Annotated in this window: 23 protein-coding genes; 19 read left to right on the plus strand and 4 right to left on the minus strand. The window is 69.4% G+C overall.

The genetic code is table 11. From position 1 onward, the window contains the following. The first annotated feature begins 56 nt into the window (after nucleotides 1–56). The 5 genes from dop to prcA all read left to right on the plus strand — a co-directional run bounded on the left by dop (nucleotide 57) and on the right by prcA (nucleotide 4153). Complete coding sequence (gene dop / locus ABD339_RS00870; protein WP_344561075.1) at nucleotides 57–1568, plus strand: depupylase/deamidase Dop; 1512 nt, start codon at nucleotides 57–59, stop codon at nucleotides 1566–1568. A 144-nt stretch (nucleotides 1569–1712) separates the two neighbouring features. Continuing rightward, nucleotides 1713–1940: a ubiquitin-like protein Pup gene (locus ABD339_RS00875; RefSeq protein WP_344561077.1), complete on the plus strand. Its 228-nt coding sequence runs from the start codon at nucleotides 1713–1715 to the stop codon at nucleotides 1938–1940. Nucleotides 1941–1949: 9 nt separating this feature from the next. Further along, a complete protein-coding gene (locus ABD339_RS00880; RefSeq protein ID WP_344561079.1) occupies nucleotides 1950–2537 on the plus strand; it encodes an endonuclease VII domain-containing protein in 588 nt (195 codons plus the stop codon). Further along, on the plus strand, nucleotides 2489–3334 hold the full coding sequence (gene prcB / locus ABD339_RS00885; RefSeq protein ID WP_344561081.1) for a proteasome subunit beta: 846 nt from the start codon (nucleotides 2489–2491) through the stop codon (nucleotides 3332–3334). Before ABD339_RS00880 ends, prcB begins: the two co-directional genes overlap by 49 nt. A 33-nt stretch (nucleotides 3335–3367) precedes the next feature. Beyond that, complete coding sequence (gene prcA, locus ABD339_RS00890; RefSeq protein WP_344561083.1) at nucleotides 3368–4153, plus strand: proteasome subunit alpha; 786 nt, start codon at nucleotides 3368–3370, stop codon at nucleotides 4151–4153. A 50-nt stretch (nucleotides 4154–4203) separates the two neighbouring features. On the opposite strand, the gene ABD339_RS00895 is transcribed toward prcA, so the two are convergent. Further along, nucleotides 4204–5259, minus strand: coding sequence for a LacI family DNA-binding transcriptional regulator (locus ABD339_RS00895; protein WP_344561578.1), 1056 nt, complete (start codon nucleotides 5257–5259; stop codon nucleotides 4204–4206). A 282-nt stretch (nucleotides 5260–5541) separates the two neighbouring features. On the opposite strand from ABD339_RS00895, the gene ABD339_RS00900 reads away from it, so the two are divergent. From ABD339_RS00900 to ABD339_RS00950, 11 genes are all read left to right on the plus strand, one after another. Further along, nucleotides 5542–6882, plus strand: a complete 1341-nt coding sequence (locus ABD339_RS00900) for an MFS transporter (protein ID WP_344561580.1) — start codon at nucleotides 5542–5544, stop codon at nucleotides 6880–6882. 9 nt (nucleotides 6883–6891) lie between these two features. Next, nucleotides 6892–8253: a Pup--protein ligase gene (gene pafA, locus ABD339_RS00905; RefSeq protein ID WP_344561085.1), complete on the plus strand. Its 1362-nt coding sequence runs from the start codon at nucleotides 6892–6894 to the stop codon at nucleotides 8251–8253. A 258-nt stretch (nucleotides 8254–8511) separates the two neighbouring features. Then, entirely contained in the window at nucleotides 8512–9435 is a 924-nt protein-coding gene (locus tag ABD339_RS00910) for an FKBP-type peptidyl-prolyl cis-trans isomerase (RefSeq protein WP_344561087.1), read from the plus strand. Between the two features lie 58 nt (nucleotides 9436–9493). Beyond that, nucleotides 9494–9868 carry an FKBP-type peptidyl-prolyl cis-trans isomerase gene (locus ABD339_RS00915; RefSeq protein ID WP_344561088.1) on the plus strand — a complete coding sequence of 125 codons (375 nt, stop codon included), beginning with the start codon at nucleotides 9494–9496 and terminating at the stop codon, nucleotides 9866–9868. A gap of 242 nt (nucleotides 9869–10110) precedes the next feature. Further along, nucleotides 10111–11103, plus strand: a complete 993-nt coding sequence (locus tag ABD339_RS00920) for a helix-turn-helix transcriptional regulator (protein ID WP_344561089.1) — start codon at nucleotides 10111–10113, stop codon at nucleotides 11101–11103. Between the two features lie 16 nt (nucleotides 11104–11119). Next, nucleotides 11120–12082, plus strand: coding sequence for a helix-turn-helix transcriptional regulator (locus ABD339_RS00925; RefSeq protein ID WP_344561091.1), 963 nt, complete (start codon nucleotides 11120–11122; stop codon nucleotides 12080–12082). A 63-nt stretch (nucleotides 12083–12145) separates the two neighbouring features. Next, nucleotides 12146–12376 carry a hypothetical protein gene (locus tag ABD339_RS00930; protein ID WP_344561093.1) on the plus strand — a complete coding sequence of 77 codons (231 nt, stop codon included), beginning with the start codon at nucleotides 12146–12148 and terminating at the stop codon, nucleotides 12374–12376. A 218-nt stretch (nucleotides 12377–12594) separates the two neighbouring features. Then, entirely contained in the window at nucleotides 12595–12882 is a 288-nt protein-coding gene (gene tatA / locus ABD339_RS00935) for a Sec-independent protein translocase subunit TatA (protein ID WP_344561095.1), read from the plus strand. Between the two features lie 53 nt (nucleotides 12883–12935). Next, nucleotides 12936–13898 carry a twin-arginine translocase subunit TatC gene (gene tatC, locus ABD339_RS00940; RefSeq protein WP_344561097.1) on the plus strand — a complete coding sequence of 321 codons (963 nt, stop codon included), beginning with the start codon at nucleotides 12936–12938 and terminating at the stop codon, nucleotides 13896–13898. A 203-nt stretch (nucleotides 13899–14101) separates the two neighbouring features. Beyond that, nucleotides 14102–16921 (plus strand): DEAD/DEAH box helicase, encoded by a 2820-nt coding sequence (locus ABD339_RS00945; RefSeq protein WP_344561099.1) that lies wholly within the window; start codon nucleotides 14102–14104, stop codon nucleotides 16919–16921. A 165-nt stretch (nucleotides 16922–17086) separates the two neighbouring features. After that, nucleotides 17087–18235, plus strand: coding sequence for a phosphatidylinositol-specific phospholipase C1-like protein (locus ABD339_RS00950; RefSeq protein ID WP_344561101.1), 1149 nt, complete (start codon nucleotides 17087–17089; stop codon nucleotides 18233–18235). Between the two features lie 181 nt (nucleotides 18236–18416). On the opposite strand, the gene ABD339_RS00955 is transcribed toward ABD339_RS00950, so the two are convergent. Together ABD339_RS00955 and ABD339_RS00960 are read right to left on the minus strand one after the other, a co-directional pair. Then, a complete protein-coding gene (locus ABD339_RS00955; protein WP_344561103.1) occupies nucleotides 18417–19268 on the minus strand; it encodes a siderophore-interacting protein in 852 nt (283 codons plus the stop codon). A gap of 70 nt (nucleotides 19269–19338) precedes the next feature. Next, nucleotides 19339–20244: a 5'-3' exonuclease gene (locus ABD339_RS00960; protein ID WP_344561582.1), complete on the minus strand. Its 906-nt coding sequence runs from the start codon at nucleotides 20242–20244 to the stop codon at nucleotides 19339–19341. A gap of 283 nt (nucleotides 20245–20527) precedes the next feature. On the opposite strand from ABD339_RS00960, the gene ABD339_RS00965 reads away from it, so the two are divergent. The 3 genes from ABD339_RS00965 (at nucleotide 20528) to ABD339_RS00975 (ending at nucleotide 25180) form a co-directional block, all read left to right on the plus strand. Continuing rightward, nucleotides 20528–21679 (plus strand): quaternary amine ABC transporter ATP-binding protein, encoded by a 1152-nt coding sequence (locus tag ABD339_RS00965; protein WP_344561105.1) that lies wholly within the window; start codon nucleotides 20528–20530, stop codon nucleotides 21677–21679. After that, nucleotides 21672–24287 (plus strand): ABC transporter permease/substrate binding protein, encoded by a 2616-nt coding sequence (locus ABD339_RS00970; protein ID WP_344561107.1) that lies wholly within the window; start codon nucleotides 21672–21674, stop codon nucleotides 24285–24287. Before ABD339_RS00965 ends, ABD339_RS00970 begins: the two co-directional genes overlap by 8 nt. A gap of 164 nt (nucleotides 24288–24451) precedes the next feature. Beyond that, complete coding sequence (locus tag ABD339_RS00975) at nucleotides 24452–25180, plus strand: helical backbone metal receptor (RefSeq protein ID WP_344561109.1); 729 nt, start codon at nucleotides 24452–24454, stop codon at nucleotides 25178–25180. Here ABD339_RS00975 and ABD339_RS00980 read toward each other — a convergent pair. After that, nucleotides 25146–26378, minus strand: coding sequence for a TDT family transporter (locus ABD339_RS00980; RefSeq protein WP_344561111.1), 1233 nt, complete (start codon nucleotides 26376–26378; stop codon nucleotides 25146–25148). The genes ABD339_RS00975 and ABD339_RS00980 overlap by 35 nt on opposite strands. Between the last annotated feature and the right edge of the window lie 21 nt (nucleotides 26379–26399).

The raw sequence follows: 26399 nt of genomic DNA on the forward strand, positions 1-26399 counted from the left end.
CAGCGGGACTTGAACGGTGGTCCAACGGCGGACCGCCGTCAGGCAAGGAGGGCCGCATGACCGTACGGCGAGTAATGGGCATCGAGACCGAGTACGGCATCTCCGTGCCCGGCCACCCCAACGCCAATGCCATGCTCACCTCGTCCCAGGTCGTCAACGCCTACGCGGCGGCGATGCACCGGGCGCGCCGCGCCCGCTGGGACTTCGAGGAGGAGAACCCGCTGCGGGACGCCCGCGGCTTCGACCTGGCACGCGAATCCGCCGACAGCAGCCAGCTCACCGACGAGGACATCGGCCTGGCCAACGTCATCCTCACCAACGGGGCACGGCTCTACGTCGACCACGCACACCCCGAATACAGCGCACCCGAGGTCACCAACCCCCGCGACGCGGTGCTGTGGGACAAAGCGGGTGAACGCGTCATGGCCGAGGCCGCCGAACGCGCCGCCGAGGTCCCCGGCACCCAGCCCATCCACCTCTACAAAAACAACACCGACAACAAAGGCGCCTCCTACGGGACGCACGAAAACTATCTGATGAACCGGGAAACCCCGTTCTCGGACATCGTGCGCCACCTGACCCCGTTCTTCGTCTCCCGCCAGGTCGTCTGCGGCGCCGGCCGCGTCGGCCTCGGCCAGGACGGCAGCGAGCACGGCTTCCAGCTGAGCCAGCGCGCCGACTACTTCGAGGTCGAGGTCGGCCTGGAGACGACCCTCAAGCGCCCCATCATCAACACCAGGGACGAGCCGCACGCGGACGCCGAGAAATACCGCCGCCTCCACGTGATCATCGGAGACGCCAACCTCTCCGAGGTCTCCACCTACCTCAAACTCGGCACCACCTCCCTCGTCCTCTCCATGATCGAGGACGGCTTCATCGCCGTGGACCTCGCCGTCGACCAGCCCGTACGCACCCTGCACCAGGTCTCACACGACCCGACACTCCAGCGACTGGTCACCCTCCGCAGCGGGCGCACCCTCACAGCCGTACAGCTCCAGATGGAGTACTACGAGCTGGCCCGCAAATACGTCGAGGAACGCTGGGGCGCCGACGCCGACGAGCAGACCACAGACGTGCTCACCCGCTGGGAGGACGTACTCAACCGGCTGGAGAGCGAGCCGATGAGCCTCAGCGGAGAGCTGGACTGGGTCGCGAAGCGCGAGCTGATGGAGGGCTACCGCCGCCGCGACAGCCTCGACTGGGACGCCCCCCGGCTCCACCTGGTGGACCTCCAGTATGCCGACGTACGCCCCGACAAGGGCCTCTACAACCGGCTCACCTCCCGCGGCAAGATGCAGCGGATCGTCTCCGAGGAAGAGGTCAAGCACGCCACCACCAAGCCGCCTGAGGACACCCGCGCCTACTTCCGGGGCCGCTGCCTGGAGCAGTACGCGGACGATGTAGCAGCCGCCTCCTGGGACTCGGTCATCTTCGACCTGCCCGGCCGTGACTCTCTGCAACGAGTCCCGACCCTGGAGCCGCTGCGGGGTACCCGGAACCACGTCAAAGCACTGCTCGACCGCTGCCGGACGGCGGAAGAGCTGGTGAAGGTGCTCTCGGGGGGCTGAGGCGCGCCTATTCGGTCCCGGGTCCGGGAATCATCGAGGTGGTTACTGGACGTTGAAGGAACAGAGAAGCCGATGTCAGTCCCGGCTTGTAGGGTCTGACCTGTACGTTCCGCGCACACCACCGATCTGAGCGGGGTGAGGGATATGGCGACCAAGGACACCGGCGGCGGACAGCAGAAGTCGACGCGCCAGACCGAGGAGGAGTACGACTCGGGTTATGAGTCGGATTCCGACTCAGGCTCCGAGGACCTCAAGGAGCGCCAGGAGGCGCTTTCCGACGACGTGGACTCCGTGCTGGACGAAATCGATGACGTGCTCGAGGAGAACGCAGAGGATTTCGTGAGGTCCTTCGTGCAGAAGGGTGGACAGTAGTCCACGTATATGAACGGAAAGCGGTGTCCGCGTTGCGAGCAGGTGTTGACCCGGGAAGCATGCGGGCCGCACCGAGGACGGCCTGACGGCCGCCAGGACTATTGCAGGCCGTGTGCTCGTGAATACGCGAAGCAATGGGACCGAAGGAAACGTCAAGAGCGACGTGAGCTGAAGAACCCGCCGGTCCCGGCGGGGCATAAGAGATGCCATCACTGCGGCGAAGTGAAGCCGCATGCCGAATGGCACCGGAACACGGCTGCGTCCGACGGGCTTTCAACGCGCTGTAAGTCGTGTCGCGCCGAGGAGAGCCGGGCCGGACATCTCAAGCGCAAGTACGGGATGACCGTCAGCGAGCGACAGACCCTGTTCGACGAGCAGTTCGGGATCTGTCCGGTCTGTCTCAAGCCGGACCCGGAGCATGTGGACCACGATCACGAGACGGGTAGGGTCCGTGGCGTACTGTGCTTCAGCTGCAACGCCGCGCTGGGGCAGTTCAAGGACCGGCCGGACGTCATCAGGCGTGCGGCCGGCTACGTGGAAGGAAACGTGTGGAAGCCGAAACTCGTAGCACCGGGCGTCTACCTGCTGCCTTCCTGACGCCAGGATCCTCGTCCTTCATGGACTTCCTGTCCCAGCACGCTCCGGAGCAGCTGCCGGGGGCGCGGCCTCTGCCGCCGGTGGAAGGTGCCATTCAGGTGCCGCACGGTACGACGATCGTTGCCGTGTCTTTTCCGGGTGGTGTGGTGCTGGCGGGTGACCGGCGGGCGACGATGGGCAATGTCATCGCGCAGCGGGATATCGAGAAGGTCTTTCCGGCGGATGAGCATTCTGCCGTGGGGATCGCGGGTACCGCTGGGCTGGCGGTGGAGATGGTGAAGCTGTTCCAGCTGGAGTTGGAGCACTTCGAGAAGGTGGAGGGGTCGACGCTCTCGCTGGAGGGCAAGGCCAATCGTCTCTCCACGATGATTCGCAGCAATCTCGGTATGGCTCTTCAGGGGTTGGCGGTCGTCCCGGTTTTCGCGGGGTATGACGTGGACCGGCAGAAGGGCCGCATCTTCTCCTATGACGTTACGGGTGGCCGTTCGGAGGAGGTGGGTTTCGCCGGTGTCGGTTCGGGGTCGGTGTTCGCGCGGGGTTCGCTCAAGAAGCTCTACCGCGAGGACATGACGGAGCGTCAGGCCGCGATGGTGGTGCTTCAGGCGCTGTACGACGCGGCGGATGACGACTCGGCCACCGGTGGTCCGGATATGACGCGCCGCATCTACCCTGTTGTCGCGGTGATCACCGAGGACGGCTATCGCAGGCTGTCCGAGGAGGAGGTCGCGCAGTTGGTTCAGACGGTGCATGAGGGGCGTCTGGAACTGCCCAACGGGCCGCAGGCCCCGGTTTCCTAGGCACCTCTACGGACAGGAAGGGACGGATAGCCGGTGTCGACGCCGTTCTATGTGTCACCCCAGCAGGCAATGGCCGATCGTGCGGAGTATGCCCGTAAGGGCATCGCGCGCGGGCGCAGTGTGGTCGTGTTGCAGTACGTGGACGGCATCGTCTTCGTCGCGGAGAACCCGTCCCGGGCGCTGCACAAGGTCAGTGAGATTTATGACCGGATCGCTTTCGCGGCGGTCGGTAAGTACAACGAGTTCGAGAACCTTCGTATCGGCGGGGTGCGTTACGCCGATCTGCGTGGCTATACCTACGATCGCGAGGATGTCACCGCTCGTGGTCTTGCCAACGTTTATGCGCAGACGTTGGGCACTATTTTCTCGGCGAATGCGGAGAAGCCGTATGAAGTCGAGTTGATTGTCGCGGAGGTGGGTCCGGCTCCGGAGGACGATCAGATCTATCGGCTGCCGCATGACGGTTCGATCGTAGATGAGCATGGTTCGGTCGCGGTCGGTGGTAATTCCGATCAGATCGGCACGTATATGGATCAGCGGCACCGCGAGGGTATGTCCCTGGCGGAGGCGTTGAAGCTGGCGGTCGAAGCGTTGAGCCGGGACAGCAACGGCAGTGAACGGACGCTGACCGCCGAGCAGTTGGAGGTGGCTGTGCTGGATCGTGGCCGCCCGCAGAAGAGGAAGTTCAAGCGCGTCCCGGGTTCTCAGGTTGCCGAGTTGCTGGGCGAGGCTGCCGGGTCGGAGGCTTCGTCGGAGGGTGAGGCCGGGGACTCGGAAGGGTCCGGGCCGGAAGGGTCCGGCTCGGAGAGCGAGAGCTGAGGTTCAGGGGCCCCTGCCTCTCCTCCTCCGTGTCCTGGGCGGTTGCCGCACTAGGGGCGGGGGTGGGAGGGGCGGGGGCCTGTTGATGTCCGGGCCTTCAGGTGTACGGGAAGGCGTGTGGTTGCTGGGCGCCGGCCGTCGAGGGTGTCGAGCAGGGCGTTCATGGCGGCGGCGCCCGCGTCCGCGGCGGGCAGCCGGATGGTCGTCAGTTCGGGTTCCACGGCGGTTGCCAGGGCGAGGTCGTCGAAGCCGGTCACGGAGAGGTCCTGGGGCACGCGCAGGCCCAGTCGGCGGGCGGCTTTGAGGGCGCCGGCGGCGAGCAGGTCGTCGTCGCACACCAGCGCGGTGGGGGTGCCGTCTGTGTGGTGGCTGGTGAGGACGTGGGTGGCGGCTTGTTGTCCGGCCGGGACGCTGAGTGCGGCGGGTTCGGTGTGCATGAGTGTTCCTCCGCCTTGGGCGAGTGCCTCGCGCAGGGCGCGGGCTCGTATGGCGAAGGTCCAGGAGTCGACGGCCGCGGCGATGTGGGCGATGTGCCGGTGTCCGAGTTCCAGCAGGTGGGCCGTCAGCTGGCGCATGCCGTCTGCGATGTCGTAGTTGACGGTGGCGTCGGCGGCTGAGTCGTCGCTGTCCAGCGCGATGAGCGGGAGACCGTCCCGGCGCAGGATCTTCAGGGCTCCTGGGGCCATGGAGGTGGCGATGACGCCGTCGAGGGCGGAGCGGGCGGAGGCGAAGGGGTCGGGGGCCGTGGAGATGCCTTCGGGGGAGGGGTAGAGGAGCAGGCCGAAGTCGTGTGCGGAGGCGACTTCGACCGCGCCTTGGTGCACGGCGGCGAAGAAGTCGCCGGCGAGTGCGGGGATGACGAGCAGGGCTGTGCGGGTGCGGCCGAGGCGGAGGTTTCGGGCGGCGAGGTTGGGGCGGTAGCCCAGTTGGCGTGCGGCGGTGCGGACTGTCTCGGCTGTGCGTGCCGAGACGCGGCCTTGCCACTTTCCGCCCAGTACGAGGGAGACGGTGGCTTGTGAGACGCCGGCGGCGCTTGCTACGTCGTGTCCTGTGGGCCGGGCACGGGGTGGTTCGCCGGGGGTGTCCGGGTTGGTGGCGGTGTTGATGCGGGCGGCGGCTGTGCCGGCTTCCGCGCCTGGGCTGATTTCCGCGCCTGTGCCGTCGCCGGTGCCCGCGTCCCCGCCCGGGCTTGTGGGGGTGTCCGCGCTCGTGCCGGTCTCCGCGCTCGCGTCGGTGCCTGTGCCCGGGCCGGCGTCGATGCCCGGGCCTGTCTGTCGCTCTCGCACGGAAAACTCCTTCACCGTGGCTCCTCCCGCATGGTACGTATAACCCCGGCCGTTATACGTACAACTCCCGGGGGTCGGGCCTCCGGTGGAGGGGTGGGGCGGATGATGACGGGCTATGGCGAACTGCTGCGTGCCCGGCATGCGATGCGGCTGCTCGCCGGCACGCTGGTCGGCCGGCTGCCGAATGCGACGGGGCCGATCGCCATCGCGCTGTTCGTCCGCGCGGAGGGCGGTGGGATGGCTCTGGCGGGTGCGCTGTCGGCGGTCTACGGGCTTGCCACGGCAGCGGGTCAGCCGATGCTGGGGCGGCTGGTGGATCTGTTCGGGCAGCCGCGGGTGATGCTGCCCGCTTCGCTGGCTTCGGCGCTGGGCGCCGGCGCTCTCGCGGTCACGGGCATCGGCTCGCTGGTTCTCTCATGCGCCTGTGTGCTGGTTTTCGGGCTGTTCACGCCGCCACTGGAGGGCGGGTTGCGTGCGCTGTGGCCCAGCGTGCTCAAGCGTGAGGAGCGGGTGCATGCCGCGTACGCGCTGGACGCGGTGGCGCAGGAAGTGATGTTCGCTGCGGGGCCGTTGCTGGTGACTCTTCTGGTGGCCAGGTGGGATGAGACGGCGGCGCTGCTGGTGGTCAACGCGCTGGGGGTGCTGGGTGCGCTGTCCGTGGTGGTCTCGCCGCCCTCCCGTGCCTGGCGTTCGGCACCTCGTAAGGCTCACTGGCTGGGTGCGTTGCGCTCGGGCGGGCTGAAGGTGCTGCTGGCGGCGTTCTTCTTCGTCGGGCTGACGCTGGGCACCTTCGCGCTGGCGGCGGTGTCCTATGCGCAGGACCACGGGGACAAGCTGATTTCCACCTATCTGCTGGCGGCCCAGGGGGCGGGGGCGCTGGTCGGCGGGGTGGTCTACGGGGCGCGAGAGTGGCCGGGGGTGTATGAAGGGCGGCTGAGGGTGTTGGTGGGGCTGTTCGCGGTGGGGAATCTGCCATTGGCCCTGGTGCCGGGGGTGGGGCTGATGGCGGCCTTCGGCGGTCTGTCGGGGCTGTTTTTGGCCCCTGCGCTGGCCTGTGCGTTCGTCGTGGTGGACCGGCACGCGCCTGCGGGCACGGTGACGGAGGCGTTCTCCTGGCTGGTCACCACCTTCGGGGTGGGTGCTGCGGTGGGGACGGCCGGGGTGGGCTCGGTCATCGAGTGGGGCGGCACGGGTGCCGGTTTCGGTCTGGCCGGCGCGGGCGGGGTCGCCGCGCTCGTCGTCATGCTCCTGACCACCCGTCTGCTGGCGCCTCCCCGTCCGGCCGGGGCGGAGGGTTCGCGGGACGGGTCCGGGGAGGCCATGGGCGTGGCGGGGCCGGCTCCCGCCGCAGGTCCCGAAGGTGTGTCAACCTCGTTGGCGGGTGCTGAAACTGATCGCAACCGTGCGGTCGAACCCGGTTTCAGATCCGGCCATCAGGCGTAATGTTCAGTCATGGACCGCCGAATCTTCGGGCTGGAGAACGAGTACGGCGTCACATGTACGTTCCGGGGGCAGCGGCGGCTGTCCCCCGACGAGGTGGCGCGGTACCTCTTCCGCCGAGTTGTGTCATGGGGCCGCAGCAGCAATGTGTTTCTGCGGAACGGCGCGCGCCTCTACCTGGATGTGGGCTCGCACCCGGAGTACGCCACTCCTGAGTGCGACAGCGTGACCGAACTGGTCACCCACGACAAGTCGGGCGAGCGCATTCTGGAGGGTCTTCTCGTCGATGCCGAACGCCGCCTGCACGAGGAGGGCATCGCGGGCGACGTCTATCTCTTCAAGAACAACACCGACTCGGCGGGCAACTCCTACGGCTGTCACGAGAACTATCTCGTCGCGCGCCACGGGGAGTTCTCGCGGCTGGCGGATGTTCTCATTCCGTTTCTCGTCACCCGGCAGCTGGTGTGCGGTGCGGGCAAGGTGCTCCAGACGCCGCGCGGCGCGGTCTTCTGCGTCAGCCAGCGCGCCGAGCACATCTGGGAGGGCGTCAGCTCGGCGACGACCCGTTCCCGGCCGATCATCAACACCCGCGACGAGCCGCACGCGGACGCGGAGCGCTATCGCAGGCTCCACGTGATCGTCGGCGATTCGAACATGTCCGAGACGACGATGCTGCTGAAGGTCGGGGCCACGGATCTGGTGCTGCGCATGATCGAGGCGGGCACGGTGATGCGGGACCTGACGCTGGAGAATCCGATCCGGGCCATCCGTGAGGTCAGTCACGACATCACGGGGCAGCGCAAGGTGCGGCTGGCCAGTGGTCGGGAGGCATCGGCGCTGGAGGTGCAGCAGGAGTACTTCGACAAGGCGCTGGACTTCTGCGACCGGCGCGGCATCCGCAGCGGCCGGGTCGAGCAGGTGCTGGAGCTGTGGGGCCGAGCGCTGGACGCGATCCGCGCCCAGGAGCTGGACAAGATCAACACCGAGATCGACTGGGTGATGAAGTACCAGCTCATCGAGCGCTACCGGAACAAGAACAACATCACGATGTCCCACCCGCGCATCGCGCAGATAGATCTCGCATATCACGATATCCACCGCCGCAGGGGGCTGTACTACCTGCTGGAGCGCAAGGGCAAGGCGGCGCGGATCTGCAACGACCTCAAGATCTTCGAGGGCAAGTCCGTGCCCCCGCAGACGACCCGTGCACGGCTGCGGGGTGACTTCATCCGCCGGGCCCAGGAGCAGCGCAGGGACTTCACGGTCGACTGGGTGCATCTCAAGCTCAACGATCAGGCGCAGCGCACGGTGCTGTGCAAGGACCCCTTCCGCTCGGTCGATGAGCGAGTGGAGAAGCTGATCGCCGGTATGTGACGGCGCTGGTCGCAGGTATGACGGCGGCGGTGCGTACGGGCGGCCCCGGGGTGCCGGTGGGCCGCCCGTACGCTTGCGCGTCAGCGTGGGTTGACCGGTGCCGCAGGGGATTCCGTGTCGCAGGTGGCGAGGGTGCCAGGGCGTAGTCGTAGGCTGTCAGGACTGCCCGGACCACCCCTATACCCACGAGTGGGACACATGCTGCATCTCTCCGGGGGTTCGACCCCCCGCACCCCCCGCGCTACCAGCACTTTCTCCGTGAAGACCGTGCGTCGCACAGCCGCCGTACTGGCTGTGCCCCTGCTGATCGTCTCGGCGGCGGCCTGCGGAAGCGATGACGGTGGGTCCGATTCCAAGGGCGGCGTCCCCAGCGTCTCCGGGGCGCTGGGACAGAAGCCCAAGATCGAGAGGGGCGAGGGTGATCCGCCCAAGAAGCTCGATGTGAAGGTCCTCAAGGAGGGCAAGGGGCAGAAGGTCGAAAAGGGCGACGCGCTCAACGCGCACTACGTCGGCCAGCTGTGGAACGGCAAGGAGTTCGACAGCAGTTGGAAGCGCAAGCAGCCCGCGACCTTCCAGATCGGCAGCGGCAAGGTCATCAAGGGCTGGGACGAGGCGCTCGTCGGCAAGAAGCTCGGCAGCCGCGTGGAGATCGTCGCCCCGCCGAACAAGGCGTACGGCAAGCAGGGGCAGCCGCCCACCATTCCCGCCGACTCCACGCTGGTCTTCGTCGTCGATCTGAAGAAGATCATGCCGAGCCAGATCGACGGCAAGCCCGTCGACAAGCCGCAGAATCCGGACCTTCCCAAGGTCAGCACCAAGGTGGTCAAGGACAAGGCGCCGTCCATCGAGATGCCCAAGGGCAAGGACGAGGGACCGGACAAGCTGGTCAGCGAGACCGTGGTCCAGGGCGACGGCAAGAAGGTCGATGAGAAGAGCACCGTTTTGACCAACTTCACGGCCAAGATGTGGAAGGGCGGCAAGCAGCTCGACAACACCTGGGCGCAGGGCGGCCCGCAGGAGATCCCGGTCTCCCAGATCCCGGGCTGGAAGGACGGCCTCAAGGGCGCGAAGGCAGGCAGCCGCGTGGTGTTCTCGGTGCCGCAGGAGACCTTCCCCAAGGAGCAGCGCAAGCAGTTCACGTCGGGCGTCGTCTTCTCGGTGGACGTCCTTTCCGTCAGCTGAACGCTTCCGTGGCAGACTGGCGCGGTTGTCCCCCAGATTCTTTCGTAGGAGCAATTTCGTGAGCATCGACAAGCCCGAGGTCGACTTCCCCGAGGGCGCGGCGCCGGCCGAGCTTGAGATCCAGGACCTGTGGGTGGGCGACGGCCCCGAGGCGAAGGCCGGGGACAACGTCTCCGTGCACTATGTGGGCGTCTCGTTCTCCACGGGCGAGGAGTTCGACGCCAGCTGGAACCGGGGCAAGCCGCTCCAGTTCCAGCTCGGTGCCGGTCAGGTCATCGAGGGCTGGGACAAGGGCGTGCAGGGCATGAAGGTCGGCGGGCGCCGCCGACTGACCATTCCGGCGCACCTCGCTTACGGGGAGCGCGGCGCCGGTGGCGGGCGGATCAAGCCGAACGAGACGCTGATTTTCGTCTGCGACCTCATCTCGGTCTGAGCCGCACCGCCTGAGCTGTACCGTTTGAGCCGTACGGTCCGTATCCGGGCCCAGCCCGTCCGGTCCGTCCGGTTCACCAGCCGGTCCCAGCTATCGGGAGCGGTGGCCGGAGCGCCTCGCGTTCCGGTGTCCGCGTACCCGTCGGGAGCCCCGCTGCGGCGGGGCTCCCGGCTTTTGCCCTCCGCCGCCCGGCGGTACGGTCGAGGGCCGAGAACAGCATGAGAGAGGGCACGAGGGAACCCATGGCGATTGCCAAGGCCGAGCGGCTGATGAATCTGGCGCTGTGCCTACTGGGGGCCCGGCGCCCGCTCACCAAGCGTGAGCTGCGGGAATCCATCGAGGCGTACGTGGAGACGTTCGGTTCGGGGGAGAGCCAGGCGGCGAGCGAGGAGTCCTTCAACCGCATGTTCGAACGGGACAAGGACGATCTGCGCGAGCTGGGGCTGGTGATCGAAACCGTCGACAACCTCGACGGCGAGACCGGCTATGTGGCCCGCCGGGACAGCAACCGCCTCCCGCCGATCACGCTGGACGCCGCCGAGGCCACGGCGCTGGGCCTGGCCGCGCGCGTGTGGCAGCAGGCCCGGCTGGCCGCCGCCGCCAGCGGAGCCCTGCAGAAGCTGCACGCGGCCGGGGGCATGCCGGGGGTGACCGTTCCCGAGCAGGCGGGGGAGCGTGCGCAAAGCACGCTGGAGCCGCACATTCCCGCGCGGGAGGCCGCGTTCGAGCCGTTGATGCTCGCCTGCCGCGACCGCCGTCCCGTCGTCTTCGACTACCGCAAGTCCAACGCGGCGCGTGCCGAGCGCCGCCAGGTCGAGCCCTGGACGCTGGAGTGCTGGCGGGGCCACTGGTATCTGGCCGGGTACGACCGGGAGCGGCAGGCCGAGCGGGTCTTCCGGCTCTCCCGTATCACCAGCCCCGTGCGCTCTCGTGCCGCGGCGTTCACCGCGTCCGTGCCCGACCAGGTCACCGTGCGCGAGACGGTCGAGCGCTGGGCGGGGGAGAGCGCCACCGGCACCGCCCGCATCCGGCTGCGCTCCGGCTCCGGCTACCCGCTGCGTGCCCGTGCCCTGACGACCCGGGAACTGGACGGGGGCTGGGAGGAGTTGGAGATCCCGTACGGGCACGGGCTGGATGCCTGGCTGGTGGAGTTCGGCCCGGACGTCGTCGTGCTGGAGCCCGCCGAGCTGCGGGCCGACGTGGTCGACAGGCTGCGCGCCGTGGCCAAGGGCTGAGGGGGAGGAGCGCCATATGGCCGTCAACGCCATCGACCAGACTCGCAGGATGCTCTCGCTGGTCACCTATTTGAGGGACCGGCCCGGCGCCCGCGTCGAGGAGGTCGCCCGCGCCTTCGGAATCTCCGAGGACGAGCTGATCTCGGATCTGAACGTGCTGCCCATGTGCGGCACCAGCTTCCGGGGCGGCGACCTGCTGGAGATCGACACCGACGGCGAGCGCATCTGGTGGCGGAACGCAGAAGCGCTCGGCAGCGACACGGCCCAGCCGCTGCGGCTGGCCGCCGACGAGGCCACCGCGCTCCTGGTGGCCGCGCGGGCCGTGGCCACGCTCCCCGGGCTGCGCGGCAGCGACCGGGACGCACTCCAGCGGGCCACCGCCAAGCTGGAGACGGCGGCGGGGGAGAGCGCGGGGGCCAGCTCCCGGCTCTCGGTCACCTTCGAGTCCGAGGGCGGCGTCTTCGCCGACGTGGACCGGGCCATCGCCGAGCGCCGCAGGCTGTGGCTGCGCTACTACTCGCCGGCCAGGGACGAGCTGACCGAGCGCGAGGTCGATCCCATCCGGCTCTTCGCCGTCGGCCACACCTACGTCGAGGCATGGTGCCGCCTCTCGGAGGCGCGGCGCACCTTCCGGCTGGACCGGGTCGCCGAGATCAAGCTGCTGGACGAGCGCTCGGATCCGCCGCCCATCGAGCCGAGGGACCTGAGCGCCGGGCTGGTGCAGCCCTCGGCCGAGGATCCCGAGGTCGTCATCGAGGTCGGACCCGGCGGGCGCTGGGTCGCCGAGTACTACCCGTACGACAGCGCCGAGGAACTGCCGGACGGCGGGCTGCGGATCACGCTGCGCACCCCCGACCCGGCCTCGTTGCGCCGCCTCGGGCTGCGGCTGGGCAGGGACGGCCGGATCATCGCGCCCGCGGAGCTGGCCGACAGTGCCAGGGACGCGGCCCGCAGGGCGCTGGCCGCCTACGGCGAATGAGGACCGGCGTCCTGGGGCCGCGGCGGGAAATCGGCGGCGGTGCCAGGCACTAGGCTGCTCCTCATGCTCTGGCCGATGGTGTTTTTGGCGCTCGCGTTCTGCGGGGTCGCCGTGCTCGGGGTGCTCGCCGTACGCGTCGGGCTGGAAGTGCGCCGTCTCTCACGTGCGGTCGGCGACAGTTCCGAGCGGATCACCCGGGCCGCGGAAAATCTGGAGCGTGCGGCGGTGCCGCTGGCGGCCCGCGGCGGGCGGCAGTCGGGCTCGGGCGAAGCGCAGGACCCTTACGAGACATAGGAGGCCGAAGGCGGCCCCCTGGTCCGGACCGCCGGGGGGTAGGGTGCCAGGTGCCACGTCGATGACGGCTGGAGCGTGCAACCGGGCGGATGCACGGGGATTGCCCGGTGTTCACTCCACAGGGTTACGATCGATGCTGGCACGTCAGCACGATGCAGCCAGTCCGATTCATCCGGCGGGCAAGGGAATACGCCGCCCCGGCGAGAAGGTAGTGGCACATGATCGCAGGTTTGAAGCCCATGGAGATCGTTCTGATTCTCCTTGTCATCCTGCTGCTGTTCGGCGCCAAGAAGCTTCCGGACATGGCCCGTTCGCTCGGCAAGTCGGCGCGCATTCTCAAGAGCGAGGCCAAGCAGATGAAGAAGGAGGGCTCCGCCGACGGCGAGGCCGAGGCGGGCAAGACCGCCGACGCGCAGCAGGCGGCGCCCAAGACCATCCAGGCCGCGCCGGGGGATGTCGCCACCTCGCGTCCCGTCACCGAGCAGAGCCAGCAGAAGCAGGGCTGAACACCGCGCCCCCAGGATCGTTTCCGACACTTCGAGACCACTGAGGACGAAGGTTGCTCAAGTCCGCCCGCAAGCAGGGTAAGAGGGAGAAGGATCCCGAGGGCCGGATGCCCCTTGCGGACCACCTGCGGGAGCTGCGCAACCGCCTGATGAAGTCGGTCCTGGCGATCCTCGTCGTCACGATCGTGGCGATGTTCTACTACAAGCAGATCGCCGACTTCCTGATGGAGCCGGTCAAGGACTCGGTGGGCTGCACCAAGGGGTTCGGTGAGGCCGCCAAGGAGGGCGAGACCTGCGCCGAGATCACCATCAACGGTCTGATCGCGCCCTTCACGATCATGCTGAAGGTGGCGCTGACCGCGGGAGTGGTGGCCGCCTCCCCGATCTGGCTCTACCAGCTGTGGGGTTTCCTCGCGCCGGGGCTGCACCAGCACGAGAAAAAGTACGCGCGCTCTTTCGTGGGCGTCGGTGTGCCGCTGTTCCTCGCGGGCGCCTGCCTCGCCTATCTGATCCTGCCCTCGGCGGCCAAGGCCCTGCTGGGCTTCAGCCCGGAGGGCGCGGGCAACCTCATCCCGCTGGACGACTTCCTCGACATCGTCACCCGCCTCGTCATCGTCTTCGGCCTGGCCTTCGAGCTGCCGCTGCTGCTCGTGCTGCTCAATGTCGGCGGGGTGCTGACCGGGAAGCGGCTGCTGGGCTGGTGGCGGGCCATGGTGCTGGGCATCACGGTCTTCGCGGCCGTCGCGACTCCGACCGGTGACCCGCTGACGATGTGCATGCTGGCGGCGCCGATCGTCGCGCTGTACTTCGGCGCCGTCGTGATCTGCCTCATCAACGACCGCCGCCGCGTCCGCACCAACCCGTACGCGGGGCTCGACGACGACGAAGCCTCCTCGCTCGACCACGCCCCCGAACCCCTCGGCGGCCCGGAAGCCGTCCCCGGGCCGCGTCCCGTCTCCGACGACGACGAGCCGGGCGGACCGCGCAGGCTGAACGGCTACGACGACGCCACCTGACGCTCGGGCGGTCGCCTGCCCGGGCCGGGGCCCGTGTGACCGGCGTGATGCCGTGTGACGTCATGTAACGCCATGTGAGGGCCGGGATGCCGTCCGCCGAGTGCGGAGCTGTGCGGCTGCGGGGCTCTGACCATGGGGTTCCTGCCATGGGCCGGTAAAGATCGTGAGTTCTGTCAGAGGTGGCCGGTAGTCTCGTAAGCACAATGACCGAGGACCTGCCCCCTGCTGAGCGGTACTCCATGGCGCGCAGGCGCGCCGAGGAGGAGGCCACCGCTCTCGCCCCCTTCCGTGACATGTACGACTTCGATCTGGACGCGTTCCAGATCGAGGCGTGCCAAGCCCTCGAAGCAGGAAAGGGAGTGCTGGTCGCGGCGCCGACCGGCTCCGGCAAGACCATCGTGGGCGAGTTCGCCGTCCACCTGGCCCTCACGCAGGGCCGCAAGTGTTTCTACACCACGCCCATCAAGGCGCTGTCGAACCAGAAGTACCAGGACCTGGTCAAGCGCTACGGAGCGGCCAAAGTCGGCCTGCTGACCGGTGACAACAGCGTCAATGCGGAGGCTCCCGTCGTCGTGATGACGACGGAGGTCCTGCGGAACATGCTCTACGCCGGCTCCAAGTCCCTGCTGGGTCTCGGCCACGTCGTCATGGACGAGGTGCACTACCTCTCGGACCGCTTCCGCGGCGCGGTGTGGGAGGAGGTCATCATCCACCTCCCCGAGTCGGTGGCCCTGGTCTCCCTCTCGGCGACGGTCTCCAACGCCGAGGAATTCGGCGACTGGCTCGACACCGTGCGCGGGGACACCGAGGTGATCGTCTCCGAGCACCGGCCCGTGCCGCTGTGGCAGCACGTGCTCGCGGGCCGGCGCATGTACGACCTGTTCGAGGAGTCGGGTGACAAGCGCGAGGTCAACCCCGACCTGGTGCGCATGGCCCGGATGGAGAACAGCCGGCCCAGCGGCCCCAGGGAGCGCAGAGGAGGCCGTCCCAAGCGGGAGGCGGACCGGGAGCGGGAGCGCCGCCAGCGCTCGCGTATCTGGACCCCCGGCCGCCCCGAGGTGATCGACAGGCTGGACTCGGAGGGCCTGCTGCCGGCCATCACCTTCATCTTCAGCAGGGCCGGCTGCGAGGCCGCCGTACAGCAGTGCCTGTACTCCGGTCTGCGGCTCAACGACAACGCGGCCCGCGCCAAGGTCCGCGAGCTGGTCGAGGAGCGTACCGCCGACATCCCCGACACCGACCTGCACGTGCTGGGCTACTTCGAGTGGCTGGAGGGCCTGGAGCGGGGCATCGCCGCGCACCACGCGGGGATGCTGCCGACCTTCAAGGAGGTCGTCGAAGAGCTGTTCGTGCGCGGGCTGGTGAAGGCCGTCTTCGCGACGGAGACGCTGGCGCTGGGCATCAACATGCCCGCCCGCTCCGTCGTGCTGGAAAAGCTCGTCAAGTGGAACGGCGAGCAGCACGCCGACATCACCCCCGGCGAGTTCACGCAGCTCACGGGCCGGGCCGGGCGGCGCGGCATCGACGTCGAGGGTCATGCGGTGGTGCTGTGGCAGCGCGGCATGGACCCGGGGGCGCTCGCCGGGCTGGCCGGGGCGCGCACCTATCCGCTGCGCTCCTCCTTCAAGCCGTCGTACAACATGGCCGTCAACCTCGTCTCCCAGTTCGGCAGGCACCGCTCCCGCGAACTGCTGGAGACCTCCTTCGCGCAGTTCCAGGCGGACCGCTCGGTCGTGGGCATCTCCCGCCAGGTGCAGAAGAACGAGGAAGGGCTGGAGGGCTACCGCGCCTCCATGACCTGCCACCTGGGCGACTTCGAGGAGTACGCGCGGCTGCGCAGGGACTTGAAGGACCGGGAGACGGAGCTGGCCAAGCAGGGCGCGGTGCAGCGCCGGGCGCAGGCCGCCGCGGCGCTGGAGAAGCTCAAGCCCGGCGATGTCATCCACGTGCCCACCGGCAAGTTCGCCGGGCTCGCACTGGTGCTGGACCCGGGCGTCGGCGGCGGGCGGGGCAGCCAGGGCCACCGCAGGGGCTATGACCGGCACGCCGAGCCGGAGGGGCCGCGTCCGCTGGTGCTCACGGCGCAGCGGCAGGTCAAGCGGCTGGGTGCGATGGACTTCCCGGTGCCTGTTGAGGCCCTGGACCGGATGCGGATCCCCAAGAGCTTCAACGCGCGCAGCCCCCAGTCCCGGCGCGATCTGGCCTCCGCGCTGCGCACCAAGGCCGGGCACCTGGTGCCCTCCCGGCACCGCAAGGGCCGCTCGGAGGCCGCCGACGACACCGAGATCAACAGGCTGCGCGCCGCCATCCGCCAGCACCCCTGCCACGGCTGCGACGAGCGGGAGGACCACGCCCGCTGGGCCGAGCGCTACCACCGTCTCAAGCGCGACACCCGGCAGTTGGAGCGCCGTATCGAGGGCCGCACCAACACCATCGCGCGCACCTTCGACCGCGTCTACGCGCTGCTGTCCGAGCTGGGCTACCTCTCGGGGGACCACGTCACCGACGACGGCAGGGTGCTGGCCCGGCTGTACGGGGAGCTGGACCTGCTGGCCTCCGAGTGCCTGCGCGACGGCGTGTGGGAGGGCCTGCCGCCGGCCGAGCTGGCCGCCTGCTGCTCGGCGCTGGTCTTCGAGTCCCGCAACAACGACGACGCGCTGCCGCCCAAGCTCCCCGGGGGCAGGGCCAGGACGGCGCTGGGCGAGATGGTGCGCATCTGGGGCCGGTTGGACGGGCTGGAGGAGGATCACCGCATCACGGCTGCCGAGGGCGTGGGGCAGCGCGAGCCCGATCTGGGCTTCGCCTGGGCCGCCTACCAGTGGGCCGAGGGCCATGGGCTGGATCAGGTGCTGCGCGAGGCCGACATGCCCGCCGGCGATTTCGTGCGCTGGTGCAAGCAGGTCATCGACGTCCTGGGCCAGTTGGCGGCGGCGGCCCCCGACGGCGGCACGGTGCCGAAGAACGCCCGCAGGGCCATCGACGCGATGCTGCGCGGCGTTGTGGCGTATTCGAGCGTCGGGTAGCCGCCGGGCGGGGATGTTCAGCAGTGCGTCAACTGCCGGGCACGGTATGGCCGTACGGGTCCGGCACCCTCTCGTGTGACATGCGCGATCCCGCGCGTCCCGACCGATCAGGGGGCTGAAGTGCGTACGAGAACCAGATCCCTCCTCCGCCGCTGGGCCTGCGCCGTGACCGCGATCGCCGCGGTCACGGCGCTCTCGTCCGCGGCCCAGGCCCGGCCCGGCGGCGAGAGCCCTCGCCAGAGCCACCGCGCGGACCCGGCCGGAGACCTGAAGCTGACCCAGATCCAGGCCATGGCCACGCACAACAGCTACCACCGCGAGGCCGTCCTCCCCGAGCAGAAGCTCATGTCGCAGCACGACCCGAACTGGCAGACGCTGCTCTACAGCCACTCCTCGCTGCCGGTCCAGTTCGAGCGGCAGCGGGCGCGGGGCATCGAGCTGGATGTCTTCCCCGACCCCGAGGGCGGGCTCTACGCGGACCCGTTGATCCGCAGGCAGGCCGGGCTGCCCCCGCTGACCGATCCGGACTGGAAGAAGCCCGGCTTCAAGGTGCTGCACTGGGCGGACTTCGACTACCGCTCCACCTGTGTGACGCTGCGCGGCTGCCTGCGTGAGGTCAAGGAGTGGTCCGACAGCCGTCCCGGCCATGTGGCCGTACCGGTCCTGCTGGAGCTGAAGCGGACCGATCCGCGCCTGGAGGAGCTGGGCGGCGCCAAGAGCCCGCCGTGGGACACCGCGATGCTCGACGCGCTCGATGCGGAGATCCGCTCCGTCTTCCCCGACCAGGAGACCGTGACCGCCGATGACATCCGGCACCGGGGCGAGACGCTGGAGCAGTCCGTGCTCAAGCGGGGCTGGCCCAGGGTGCGGGACACCAGGGGGCAGGTCATGTTCTTCATGGACAACGACGCGCGGGACATCCAGGACGCCTACCGCGCGGGGGGACGCGAGAGCCTCCAGGGGCGGGTCCTGTTCACCGACTCCGAGCCGGGGCGGGCGGATGCGGCCTTCATGAAGGTCAACGACCCGACCGGCGCGAACAAGGCGGCGATCCGCGACCTGGTGGGCCGGGGGTACTTCGTCCGCACACGCTCCGATGTGCCGCTGGAGCAGGCGTCGAGCGGAGATACGGGGATGCTGCGCGACGCGCTGGCCTCGGGGGCGCAGATGGTGAGCACCGACTTCCCCGTACCGGGGCTCGCCGCGCGGTACGGGTCGGACTACGTGGCCGAGCTACCGGGGGACCGGGAGCGGACGGTGCGGTGCAACCCGGTGACGGCACGACGCTGCCCCGGGGGCGCGCTGGAGCGGTGAGGGCATGGGAGCGCTGAGGCCGCCCGGCCGCTGGTGATCAGCCCCGGCCGGGCCGGGCCCGGCCGGGTCCGGCCAGATCGGCCCGGCCGGCGTGCGGCGGCCGGTCGGCCGGGTGAGTGAGCGGTGTCAGGCAACGGTGCCGGAGCGCCGGTGTCTGGTCACCGGTGCCGGGCCACCGGGCTCAGGCCACCTGCTGGGGGCGCTCCTGCTCTGCCTCGACCTGCTCGTTCCACTCCTTCTTGGACGCCTGCCAGCCGTCCTCATCGGCACCCAGGCGCCAGTAGCCGGAGATGGAGAGCTGCTCGCGGGCGATGCCGCGCTCCAGGCGCAGATGGCGGCGCAGTTCCTTGACGAAGCCGGCCTCGCCGTGGACGAAGGCGTGCACCTGGCCGGTGGGGAAGTCGAGATCGCGGACGGCCTCGGTGAGGTGTTCGCCCACGCGGGAGGCGCCCCGGTGCAGCCATACGATCTCGGCGCCGGGCACCGGGGGCAGTTCCAGCTCCTCCTCCGGGCCCGCGACCTCGATGAACGCGCGTACGGGCGCGCCCTCGGGGATGCGGGCGAGCGCCGCCGCGATGGCGGGCAGTGCGCTCTCGTCGCCGGCGAGGAGGTGCCAGTCGGCCTCGGTGCTGGGCGCGTAGGCGCCGCCGGGGCCGAGGAAGCGCACCTCGTCGCCGGGTGCCGCGGCCAGCGCCCAGGGGCCGGCGAGCCCCTCGTCGCCGTGGACGACGAAGTCGATGGACAGCTCCAGGACTGCCGGGTCCCACTCGCGCACGGTGTACGTACGCATGGCGGGCCACTGGTCGCGGGGCAGGTCGGCGCGGATGCGCGCCATGTCGAACGGCTCCCCGTAGTCCACGTCGGGGCGGGGGAAGAGGAGCTTGACGTAGTGGTCGGTGTACTCGCCGGCCGGGAAGCCCGTCAGGGACTCGCCGCCGAGGACGACGCGGACCATGTGCGGTGTGAGCCGCTCAGTGCGGACGACTCGCGCGTGGTGGATCTGGGGCTGCTTGCGGGCCGGGCGGTCTGCCACGGGGGCCTCCTGGAACACGGCTGTGTCACGGCTGCGGATCTGAGAACTTAGGTTTACCTAAGCTAACAGATCAGCTGTCCAGCGCCGAGAGCAGCCGCCGCAGTGAACTGCCCAGTCCCCAGCGCTCGGAGAGGGCCTCCAGCGCCTGCGGATCGCGCGGGGTGCGCGGCAGCGTGAGGTCGGTGTCGGGCAGCTCCACCTCGCGGGCGACCCGCACCACCCGGGGTGCGGCCTTGAGGTAGTCGGCGGCCTCGCGGAACTTGGTGCGCTGGGCCGCTGTCAGCTTCGAGGCGGGCTGCTCGACGGCGGCCAGGATTCCGGCGAGGTCGCCGTACTCGGCCAGCAGCTTGGCCGCCGTCTTCTCGCCGATGCCGCGCACGCCGGGCAGCCCGTCGCTGGGGTCGCCGCGCATCAGGGCGAGGTCGGCGTAGCCCGAGCCGTCCACGCCGTACTTCTCCCGCAGCGCCGCGCCGTCGTACACGGCCAGGCTGCCGACGCCCTTCACCGGGTAGAGCACCCGCACCGCGCGCGCGTCGTCGACCAGCTGGAAGAGGTCGCGGTCGCCGGTGACGATGTCCACGGGTCCGCCGGCGCGTTCGGCGAGGGTGCCGATGACGTCGTCGGCCTCGTACCCCTCGGCGCCCAGCCGGGCCAGGCCGAGCGCGTCCAGTACCTCGTCGATCACCGGGACCTGCGGGCTGAGGGTGTCGGGGGTCTCTTCGGTGTCCGGGCCGCCGGAGACCTCCTCGGCGACGCGGTGCGCCTTGTAGGAGGGGATCAGCTCGACGCGCCACCGGGGGCGCCAGTCGAAGTCCATGCAGGCTGCCAGCGCGTCGGGGCGGTGGTCCTGGACCAGCCTGGCGATGAAATCGAGCAGTCCGCGCACGGCGTTGACGGGGGTGCCGTCGGGGGCGCGGACCGAGTCGGGGACGCCGAAGTAGGCGCGGAAATAGAGCGAGGCGGTGTCCAGCAGCATCAGACGGCTGTGTGCGGTGTTCGCTGTGGTAATGGTCACGGGCTGATGATGCCGTACCGGACCGACAGCGGCTGCTCGCTCCGGCGGTGACCTGCGCGCCCTGAATCGCCGGTATGAAGCGCGTCACTGCCGGTTTGAGATCCCCGCCTGTGAGCAGGAGCAACCTGGCAGAGCCTTGGTGTAGGGTGCACTTTTCTGGTATGCGCCGTTTGCAGCGATTTACACCGCTCCATCTACAGCGTGCGGGGATGCCGGGTAACTGTTGTCGATCCAAGAGGTGAATGTGTCCAGGCTGAGAGCTGAACACCTGTACAAGGTGTTCGGGAGGAGATCAGACCAGGCCGTAGCCCGGCTGGAAGCCGGTACCGACCGCGAGGAACTGCGTGCCCAAGGCACGACCGCGGCCGTGATCGACGCCTCGTTCGAGGTCGAGGAGGGCCACATATTCGTGGTCATGGGCCTCTCCGGCTCCGGCAAGTCCACGCTGCTGCGCATGCTCAACGGGCTGCTCGAACCCACGGCAGGCCGCGTGCTGTACGACGGTGACGATCTGACCGCGCTCCGTCCGCGCGAGCTGCGGGAGGTCCGCGCCAAGAAGATCAGCATGGTCTTCCAGCACTTCGCGCTCTTCCCCCACCGCAGCGTCCTGGAGAACGCCGGCTACGGCCTTGAGGTGCAGGGCGTCCCGCGTGAGGAGCGCGAGCGGCGCGCCACCGAGGCGCTGGAGCTGGCGGGCCTCAAGGGCTGGGAGAAGTCCTGGCCCGACGAGCTGTCCGGCGGCATGCAGCAGCGTGTCGGCCTGGCCCGCGCGCTGGCGACCGACGCCGACCTGCTCCTCATGGACGAGTCCTTCAGCGCACTCGACCCGCTGATCCGCCGGGACATGCAGGACCAGCTCCTGGAACTGCAGAAGACCCTGAAGAAGACCATCGTCTTCATCACCCACGACCTGAACGAGGCCATGCGCCTCGGCGACCGAATAGCCGTCATGCGGGACGGCCGCATTGTTCAGATCGGCACCGCGGAGGACATTCTCGTCCGCCCGGCCACCGACTACGTCGCCTCCTTCATCCAGGACGTGGACCGCTCGCGGGTGCTGACCGCCGGTTCGATCATGGAGGACGCCAAGACCGACGACTCCGCCGTGCAGGACGACGCCTCCACCGTCACCGCGGAAACCCCGATCGCCGAGCTGTTCACCCCGTTCTCCACCAGCGAGGACGCGATGATCGTCACCGATGACGACGGCACCCCGGTCGGTGTCATCGACCGTGAGCGGCTGCTCGCCGCGCTGGCCGAAGAGCCCCACGTTGAGAGCCCAGGAAGCCCAGGAAATCCGGAGGGACCGGGAAGTTCCGGTGCCTCCGAGCCCGGCGCCGCCGGGACCGACACCGGGGACACCTCCAAGGACGCTGGGGTGACCGCACGTGCCTGAGTTCCACCCCGGTGACTGGGTCGAGACCGCCGTCGACTGGCTGCAAACCCACCTCGGCTGGCTCTTCGACTTCATCAACACGGTCCTGACCGGGCTGTACGACGGGATCAACGCGGTCCTCTCGGGCGGTGAGCCGCTGCTGCTCGCGGCGATCTTCGCCGTCATCGCGTTCTGGCTGCGCGGACTGCTCGCCGGAGTCGTCGCCTTCGTCGGCTTCGCACTGGTCGATTCCTTCGGCCTGTGGGGCGAGGCGATGTCGACGCTTTCGCTCGTCCTCGCCGCGGCCGTCATCACCATCGCGATCGCGGTGCCCGCCGGTATCTGGGCGGCCCGCAACAAGGCCGTCAGCACCACGCTGCGCCCCGTGCTCGATGTCATGCAGACGATGCCCGCCTTCGTCTACCTGATCCCGGGCGTGATGTTCTTCTCCGTCGGCACGACCCCCGGTCTGCTGGCGACGATCATCTTCTCGATGCCTCCCGGCGTCCGGATGACCGAGCTGGGCATCCGGCAGGTCGATGGCGAGCTGGTCGAGGCCGCCGAGGCTTTCGGCACCAGCCCCAAGCACACCCTCACCCGGGTGCAGCTTCCGCTGGCGCTGCCGACGATCATGGCCGGTATCAACCAGGTCATCATGCTGGCGCTGTCCATGGTCGTCATCGCCGGTATGGCCGGTGCCCCGGGCCTGGGCGAGCGCGTCTACGCGGCCGTCACCCAGGTCCAGGTCGGACTCGGTGTGGAGTCCGGCGTGGCCGTCGTCATCCTGGCGATGTACCTGGACCGGATGACCGGTGCGCTCAACGCACGTGTGTCTCCGCTGGGCCGCCGCGCCGCCGCCAAGGCGTCCGCCGCGCTGGGCGGGCTGCGCTTCACCCGCTACAAGCCGGGCACGGCCGTCGCGCTGTGCGGTGTCGTCATCCTCGCGCTGGTCGCGGGCGGCATGAACATCGCGGGCACCAGCTCCGACAGCGAGGCCGGCGGCTCCGCCGACGTCGGCAAGGGCAAGCAGCTCAACATGGGCTACATCCCCTGGGACGAGGGCATCGCCACCTCCTACCTGTGGAAGGAGGTGCTGGAGCAGCGCGGCTACAAGCCGAACCTCACCCAGCTGGACGCCGGCCCGCTCTACACCTCCCTCGCCCAGGGCAAGACGGACTTCCAGACCGACGCCTGGCTGCCCACCACGCACGCCCAGTACTGGGACAAGTACGGCTCCAAGATGGAGAAGCTCGGTGCCTGGTACGGGCCGACCTCGCTGGAGCTGACCGTTCCCTCGTACGTCAAGGGCGTCAAGTCCCTCGCGGACCTCAAGGGCCAGGGCAAGAAGTTCCACGGCAAGATCATCGGCATCGAGTCCAGCGCCGGTGAGATGAAGATCCTCAAGGAGAAGGTCCTCAAGGACTACGGCTTGGAGGGCGAGTACAAGGTCGTCTCCTCCAGCACGTCCTCGATGCTCGCCGAACTGAAGCGCTCCATCCAGAAGAAGGAGCCGGTCGCCGTCACGCTCTGGTCGCCGCACTGGGCGTACAACGCGTACGACCTGACCAAGCTCAAGGACCCCAAGGGCTCCTTCGGCAAGGGCGAGCAGCTGCAGAACGTGGCCCGGAAGGGCTTCGCCAAGGACGAGCCGACCGTGGCCTCCTGGCTGAAGAACTTCAAGATGTCGGAGAAGCAGCTCACCTCCCTGGAGGACAAGATCCAGAGCGGGGGCAAGGGCCAGGAGCAGAAAGCCGTCAAGGACTGGCTCAAGGAGCACCCGGGCTTCGTGGACAAGATGGCGCCGGTGCCCGGCGGTAAGCAGAAGAAGGGCAAGGACGCCGGGAAGCCCGTCAACATGGGCTACTTCCCCTGGGACGAGGCCATCGCGACCACCTACCTGTGGGAGAACGTCCTGGAGGACCGGGGCTACAAGCCGAACGTGAAGCAGCTCGACCCGGGCCCGCTCTACACGGCCATGTCCCAGGGCCAGATGGACGTCCAGACGGACTCGTGGCTGCCGACCACCCATGAGCAGTACTGGCGCAAGTACAAGTCCAAGCTCACGGATGTCGGCGAGTGGTACGGCCCCACCTCGCTGGAGCTGTCCGTGCCCAAGTACGTCAAGGGCATCGACTCGCTCTCCGACCTCAAGGGCAAGAGCAAGGAGTTCGGCGGCAAGATCACCGGTATCGAGTCCAGCGCGGGCGAGATGAAGGTGCTCAAGAAGGTCCTCAAGGAGTACGGGCTGGACAAGGAGTACAAGGTCGTCTCCTCCAGCACCTCCTCGATGCTCTCCGAGGTCGACCGCTCCGTGAAGCAGAAGAAGCCGGTCGTGGCCACCACGTGGTCGCCGCACTGGGTGTACAGCAAGTACCCCATGAAGAAGCTCAAGGACCCGAAGGGCGCCTGGGGCAAGGGCGATGACATCCACGTGACCGCCAAGAAGGACTTCGAGAAGGACTTCCCCGAGCTGTACGGCTGGATGAAGAACTTCACGTTGTCCGAGAAGGACCTCGGCTCCCTCGAAGCCGCGATCCAGAAGGGCGGCAAGGGCAAGGAGAAGGAGTCCACGCGCAAGTGGATGGACTCCCGCCCTGGCATCGTGGACAAGCTGGCTCCCGTCAAGTGAGCAGGTCCGCCGCCTGAGAGGGCGGACGCCGCGATGACACCGGGCCGCCCCGCATCCGTACGGAGTGCGGGGCGGCCGTCGCGTTTCCGAGCGCTGCCCGGACCGGGCCGCGGGAACGCCACGGCGATGTGACGGGGAGTCAGGGGCGGCGTAGGGTGCGGGACATGCCGCCTCGCACCGTGGTCTCCCTCGTGCCCTCGCTCACCGAGGCGGTCGCCGCCACCGCGCCGGAGCTGCTGGTGGGCGTCACCGACTGGTGCACACACCCGCCGGGGCTCGGCGCCGCCAGGGTGCGGGGCACCAAGAACCCGGACATCGCGGCGATCGCCGCACTGGCCCCCGGCCTCGTGCTGGCGAACGAGGAGGAGAACCGCCCGCAGGATCTGGCAGCACTGCGCGCGGCGGGGCTCCGGGTGCTCGTCACCGAAATCCGCACCCTGGCACAGGGGTTCGCCGAACTGCACCGGGTGCTCACCGAGGGGTGCGGGCTGCCGCGTCCGGACTGGCTCGACGCGGCGGAGGCGGCCTGGCGTCAGGCGCGTGCCGAGTTCGACGTGCGGGCCGTGGTGCCCGTCTGGCGCAGGCCCTGGATGGTCCTGGGCCGCGACACCTTCGCGGGCTCGCTCCTCGCCCACCTGGGCGTGCGCAACGTGTACGCGGCCGACGCCGAGCGCTATCCGAAGGTGCCGCTGCCGCGGCTGGCCGCACCGGGCCATGCCGATGTGGTCGTCCTGCCCGACGAGCCGTACCGGTTCACCGCCGAGGACGGCCCCGAGGCGTTCCCCGCGACCCCGGCCGCGCTCGTCAGCGGACGTCATCTCACCTGGTACGGGCCCTCGTTGAGCGAGGCGCCGGCGGTCATCGGCGCGGCACTGCGAGCAGCGATCCGGTGAACAGGCCGCCCGCCGTGCGGATGGCGGCGGTCACCCAGGCCACCACGAGGAGCGCGTAGAGGCCGACGGCCAGCCAGCCGAAGGCGGGCAGGCCCGTGTGCCGGTGCAGCGCGGCGGCCCCCGTCACACAGGTGCCGACGGGGAAGGTGAAGGCCCACCAGGTCATCGCGAACCCCATGCCCCGCCTCGCCGCGCGCACCACCATGGCGGCCGACAGCGCCAGCCACATCAGCGCGAACCCCATCACCGGCACCCCGTACAGCACCGAGACCGTGCCGAACGTGGCGGGGGAGGAGTCGGCGAGGTTGCCCAGCGCCGTCGTGGACTGCCCCAGCGGGCCGAGCACCAGGAAGAGCGTGGGCGTCATCGGCAGCGGCAGCTCCCCGTGGTGCATCAGCCGGGAGAAGACCAGGGGCAGGATCAGCAGTGTGGACAGCAAGCTCATGCCGAAGAGCGCGTAGCAACCCATCAGCATCGTCACCCTCGCCTGCCCGGCCGGCAGGTGCATGGCCAGCGGCGGGCCCAGCGCCGCCGCGACCATCGGTGCCACCACCGGCAGCAGCCACACCGGACCGGCGCCGCCGGGCTCGACCTTGTGCCGGGTGGACATCAGATAGGGCACGCCCACGGTAGCCAGCAGCCCCACGGCCGTGCCCGCCGTCCACAGTGTCGTATCCAGCCCGACGGCGCCTGGCACCGACAGGGCCAGCGCCCCGCTGCCGACGGAGAGCAGCGCCATGGACAGGCAGCCGTAGAACGGTGCGACCGCCGGGTCGTGCAGGTGCCGGCGGGCCTGGTCGCTGTGGCGCGCCCAGTGCCCGGCGCGCGCCACCATCAGCGCCGCCAGCATCACGGCGGCCAGCACCCACACCGACACCAGCAGCGGGCGCGGGAGATGAACGGGGAGGGCCTTCCCGGCGCCCGCGACGATCGCCGTGCCCATGACGGAGGCGTACCAGTTGGGGCCGAGCGCGCGCAGGCGCGAGGGCGGCCGGGGAGGCGGTGCGGCGGACGGCTCCGCCGGGGGCGGGTCTGCCGGGGTGGCGGCGGCCGGGAGGGGAGCGGCCGGGGTGGGGGAAGTGGGGGCGGCCGGGGCCGGAGTCCGGGCCCCGGGGTGGGAGGACGAGGCGGACGTCTCCCCCTCCGAAGCATCTGGTGCGGGCGGGCCGCCGGAAGTGGCGGGGGCGGAAACGGTCATGTGCCCCACGCTCGCGCTGCC

This window comes from Streptomyces axinellae (assembly GCF_039532135.1).
GTDB classification, from domain to species: Bacteria; Actinomycetota; Actinomycetes; order Streptomycetales; family Streptomycetaceae; genus Streptomyces; species Streptomyces axinellae.

What these genes read in the sequence shown, in the direction of transcription:
- dop (WP_344561075.1), top strand. Translation starts at nt 57, where the DNA reads ATGACCGTACGGCGAGTAATGGGCATCGAGACCGAGTACGGCATCTCC.
- ABD339_RS00875 (WP_344561077.1), top strand. Translation starts at nt 1,713, where the DNA reads ATGGCGACCAAGGACACCGGCGGCGGACAGCAGAAGTCGACGCGCCAG.
- ABD339_RS00880 (WP_344561079.1), top strand. Translation starts at nt 1,950, where the DNA reads ATGAACGGAAAGCGGTGTCCGCGTTGCGAGCAGGTGTTGACCCGGGAA.
- ABD339_RS00900 (WP_344561580.1), top strand. Translation starts at nt 5,542, where the DNA reads ATGATGACGGGCTATGGCGAACTGCTGCGTGCCCGGCATGCGATGCGG.
- pafA (WP_344561085.1), top strand. Translation starts at nt 6,892, where the DNA reads ATGGACCGCCGAATCTTCGGGCTGGAGAACGAGTACGGCGTCACATGT.
- ABD339_RS00920 (WP_344561089.1), top strand. Translation starts at nt 10,111, where the DNA reads ATGGCGATTGCCAAGGCCGAGCGGCTGATGAATCTGGCGCTGTGCCTA.
- ABD339_RS00925 (WP_344561091.1), top strand. Translation starts at nt 11,120, where the DNA reads ATGGCCGTCAACGCCATCGACCAGACTCGCAGGATGCTCTCGCTGGTC.
- ABD339_RS00930 (WP_344561093.1), top strand. Translation starts at nt 12,146, where the DNA reads ATGCTCTGGCCGATGGTGTTTTTGGCGCTCGCGTTCTGCGGGGTCGCC.
- tatA (WP_344561095.1), top strand. Translation starts at nt 12,595, where the DNA reads ATGATCGCAGGTTTGAAGCCCATGGAGATCGTTCTGATTCTCCTTGTC.
- ABD339_RS00945 (WP_344561099.1), top strand. Translation starts at nt 14,102, where the DNA reads ATGACCGAGGACCTGCCCCCTGCTGAGCGGTACTCCATGGCGCGCAGG.
- ABD339_RS00960 (WP_344561582.1), bottom strand. Translation starts at nt 20,244, where the DNA reads ATGCTGCTGGACACCGCCTCGCTCTATTTCCGCGCCTACTTCGGCGTC.
- ABD339_RS00975 (WP_344561109.1), top strand. Translation starts at nt 24,452, where the DNA reads ATGCCGCCTCGCACCGTGGTCTCCCTCGTGCCCTCGCTCACCGAGGCG.
- ABD339_RS00980 (WP_344561111.1), bottom strand. Translation starts at nt 26,378, where the DNA reads ATGACCGTTTCCGCCCCCGCCACTTCCGGCGGCCCGCCCGCACCAGAT.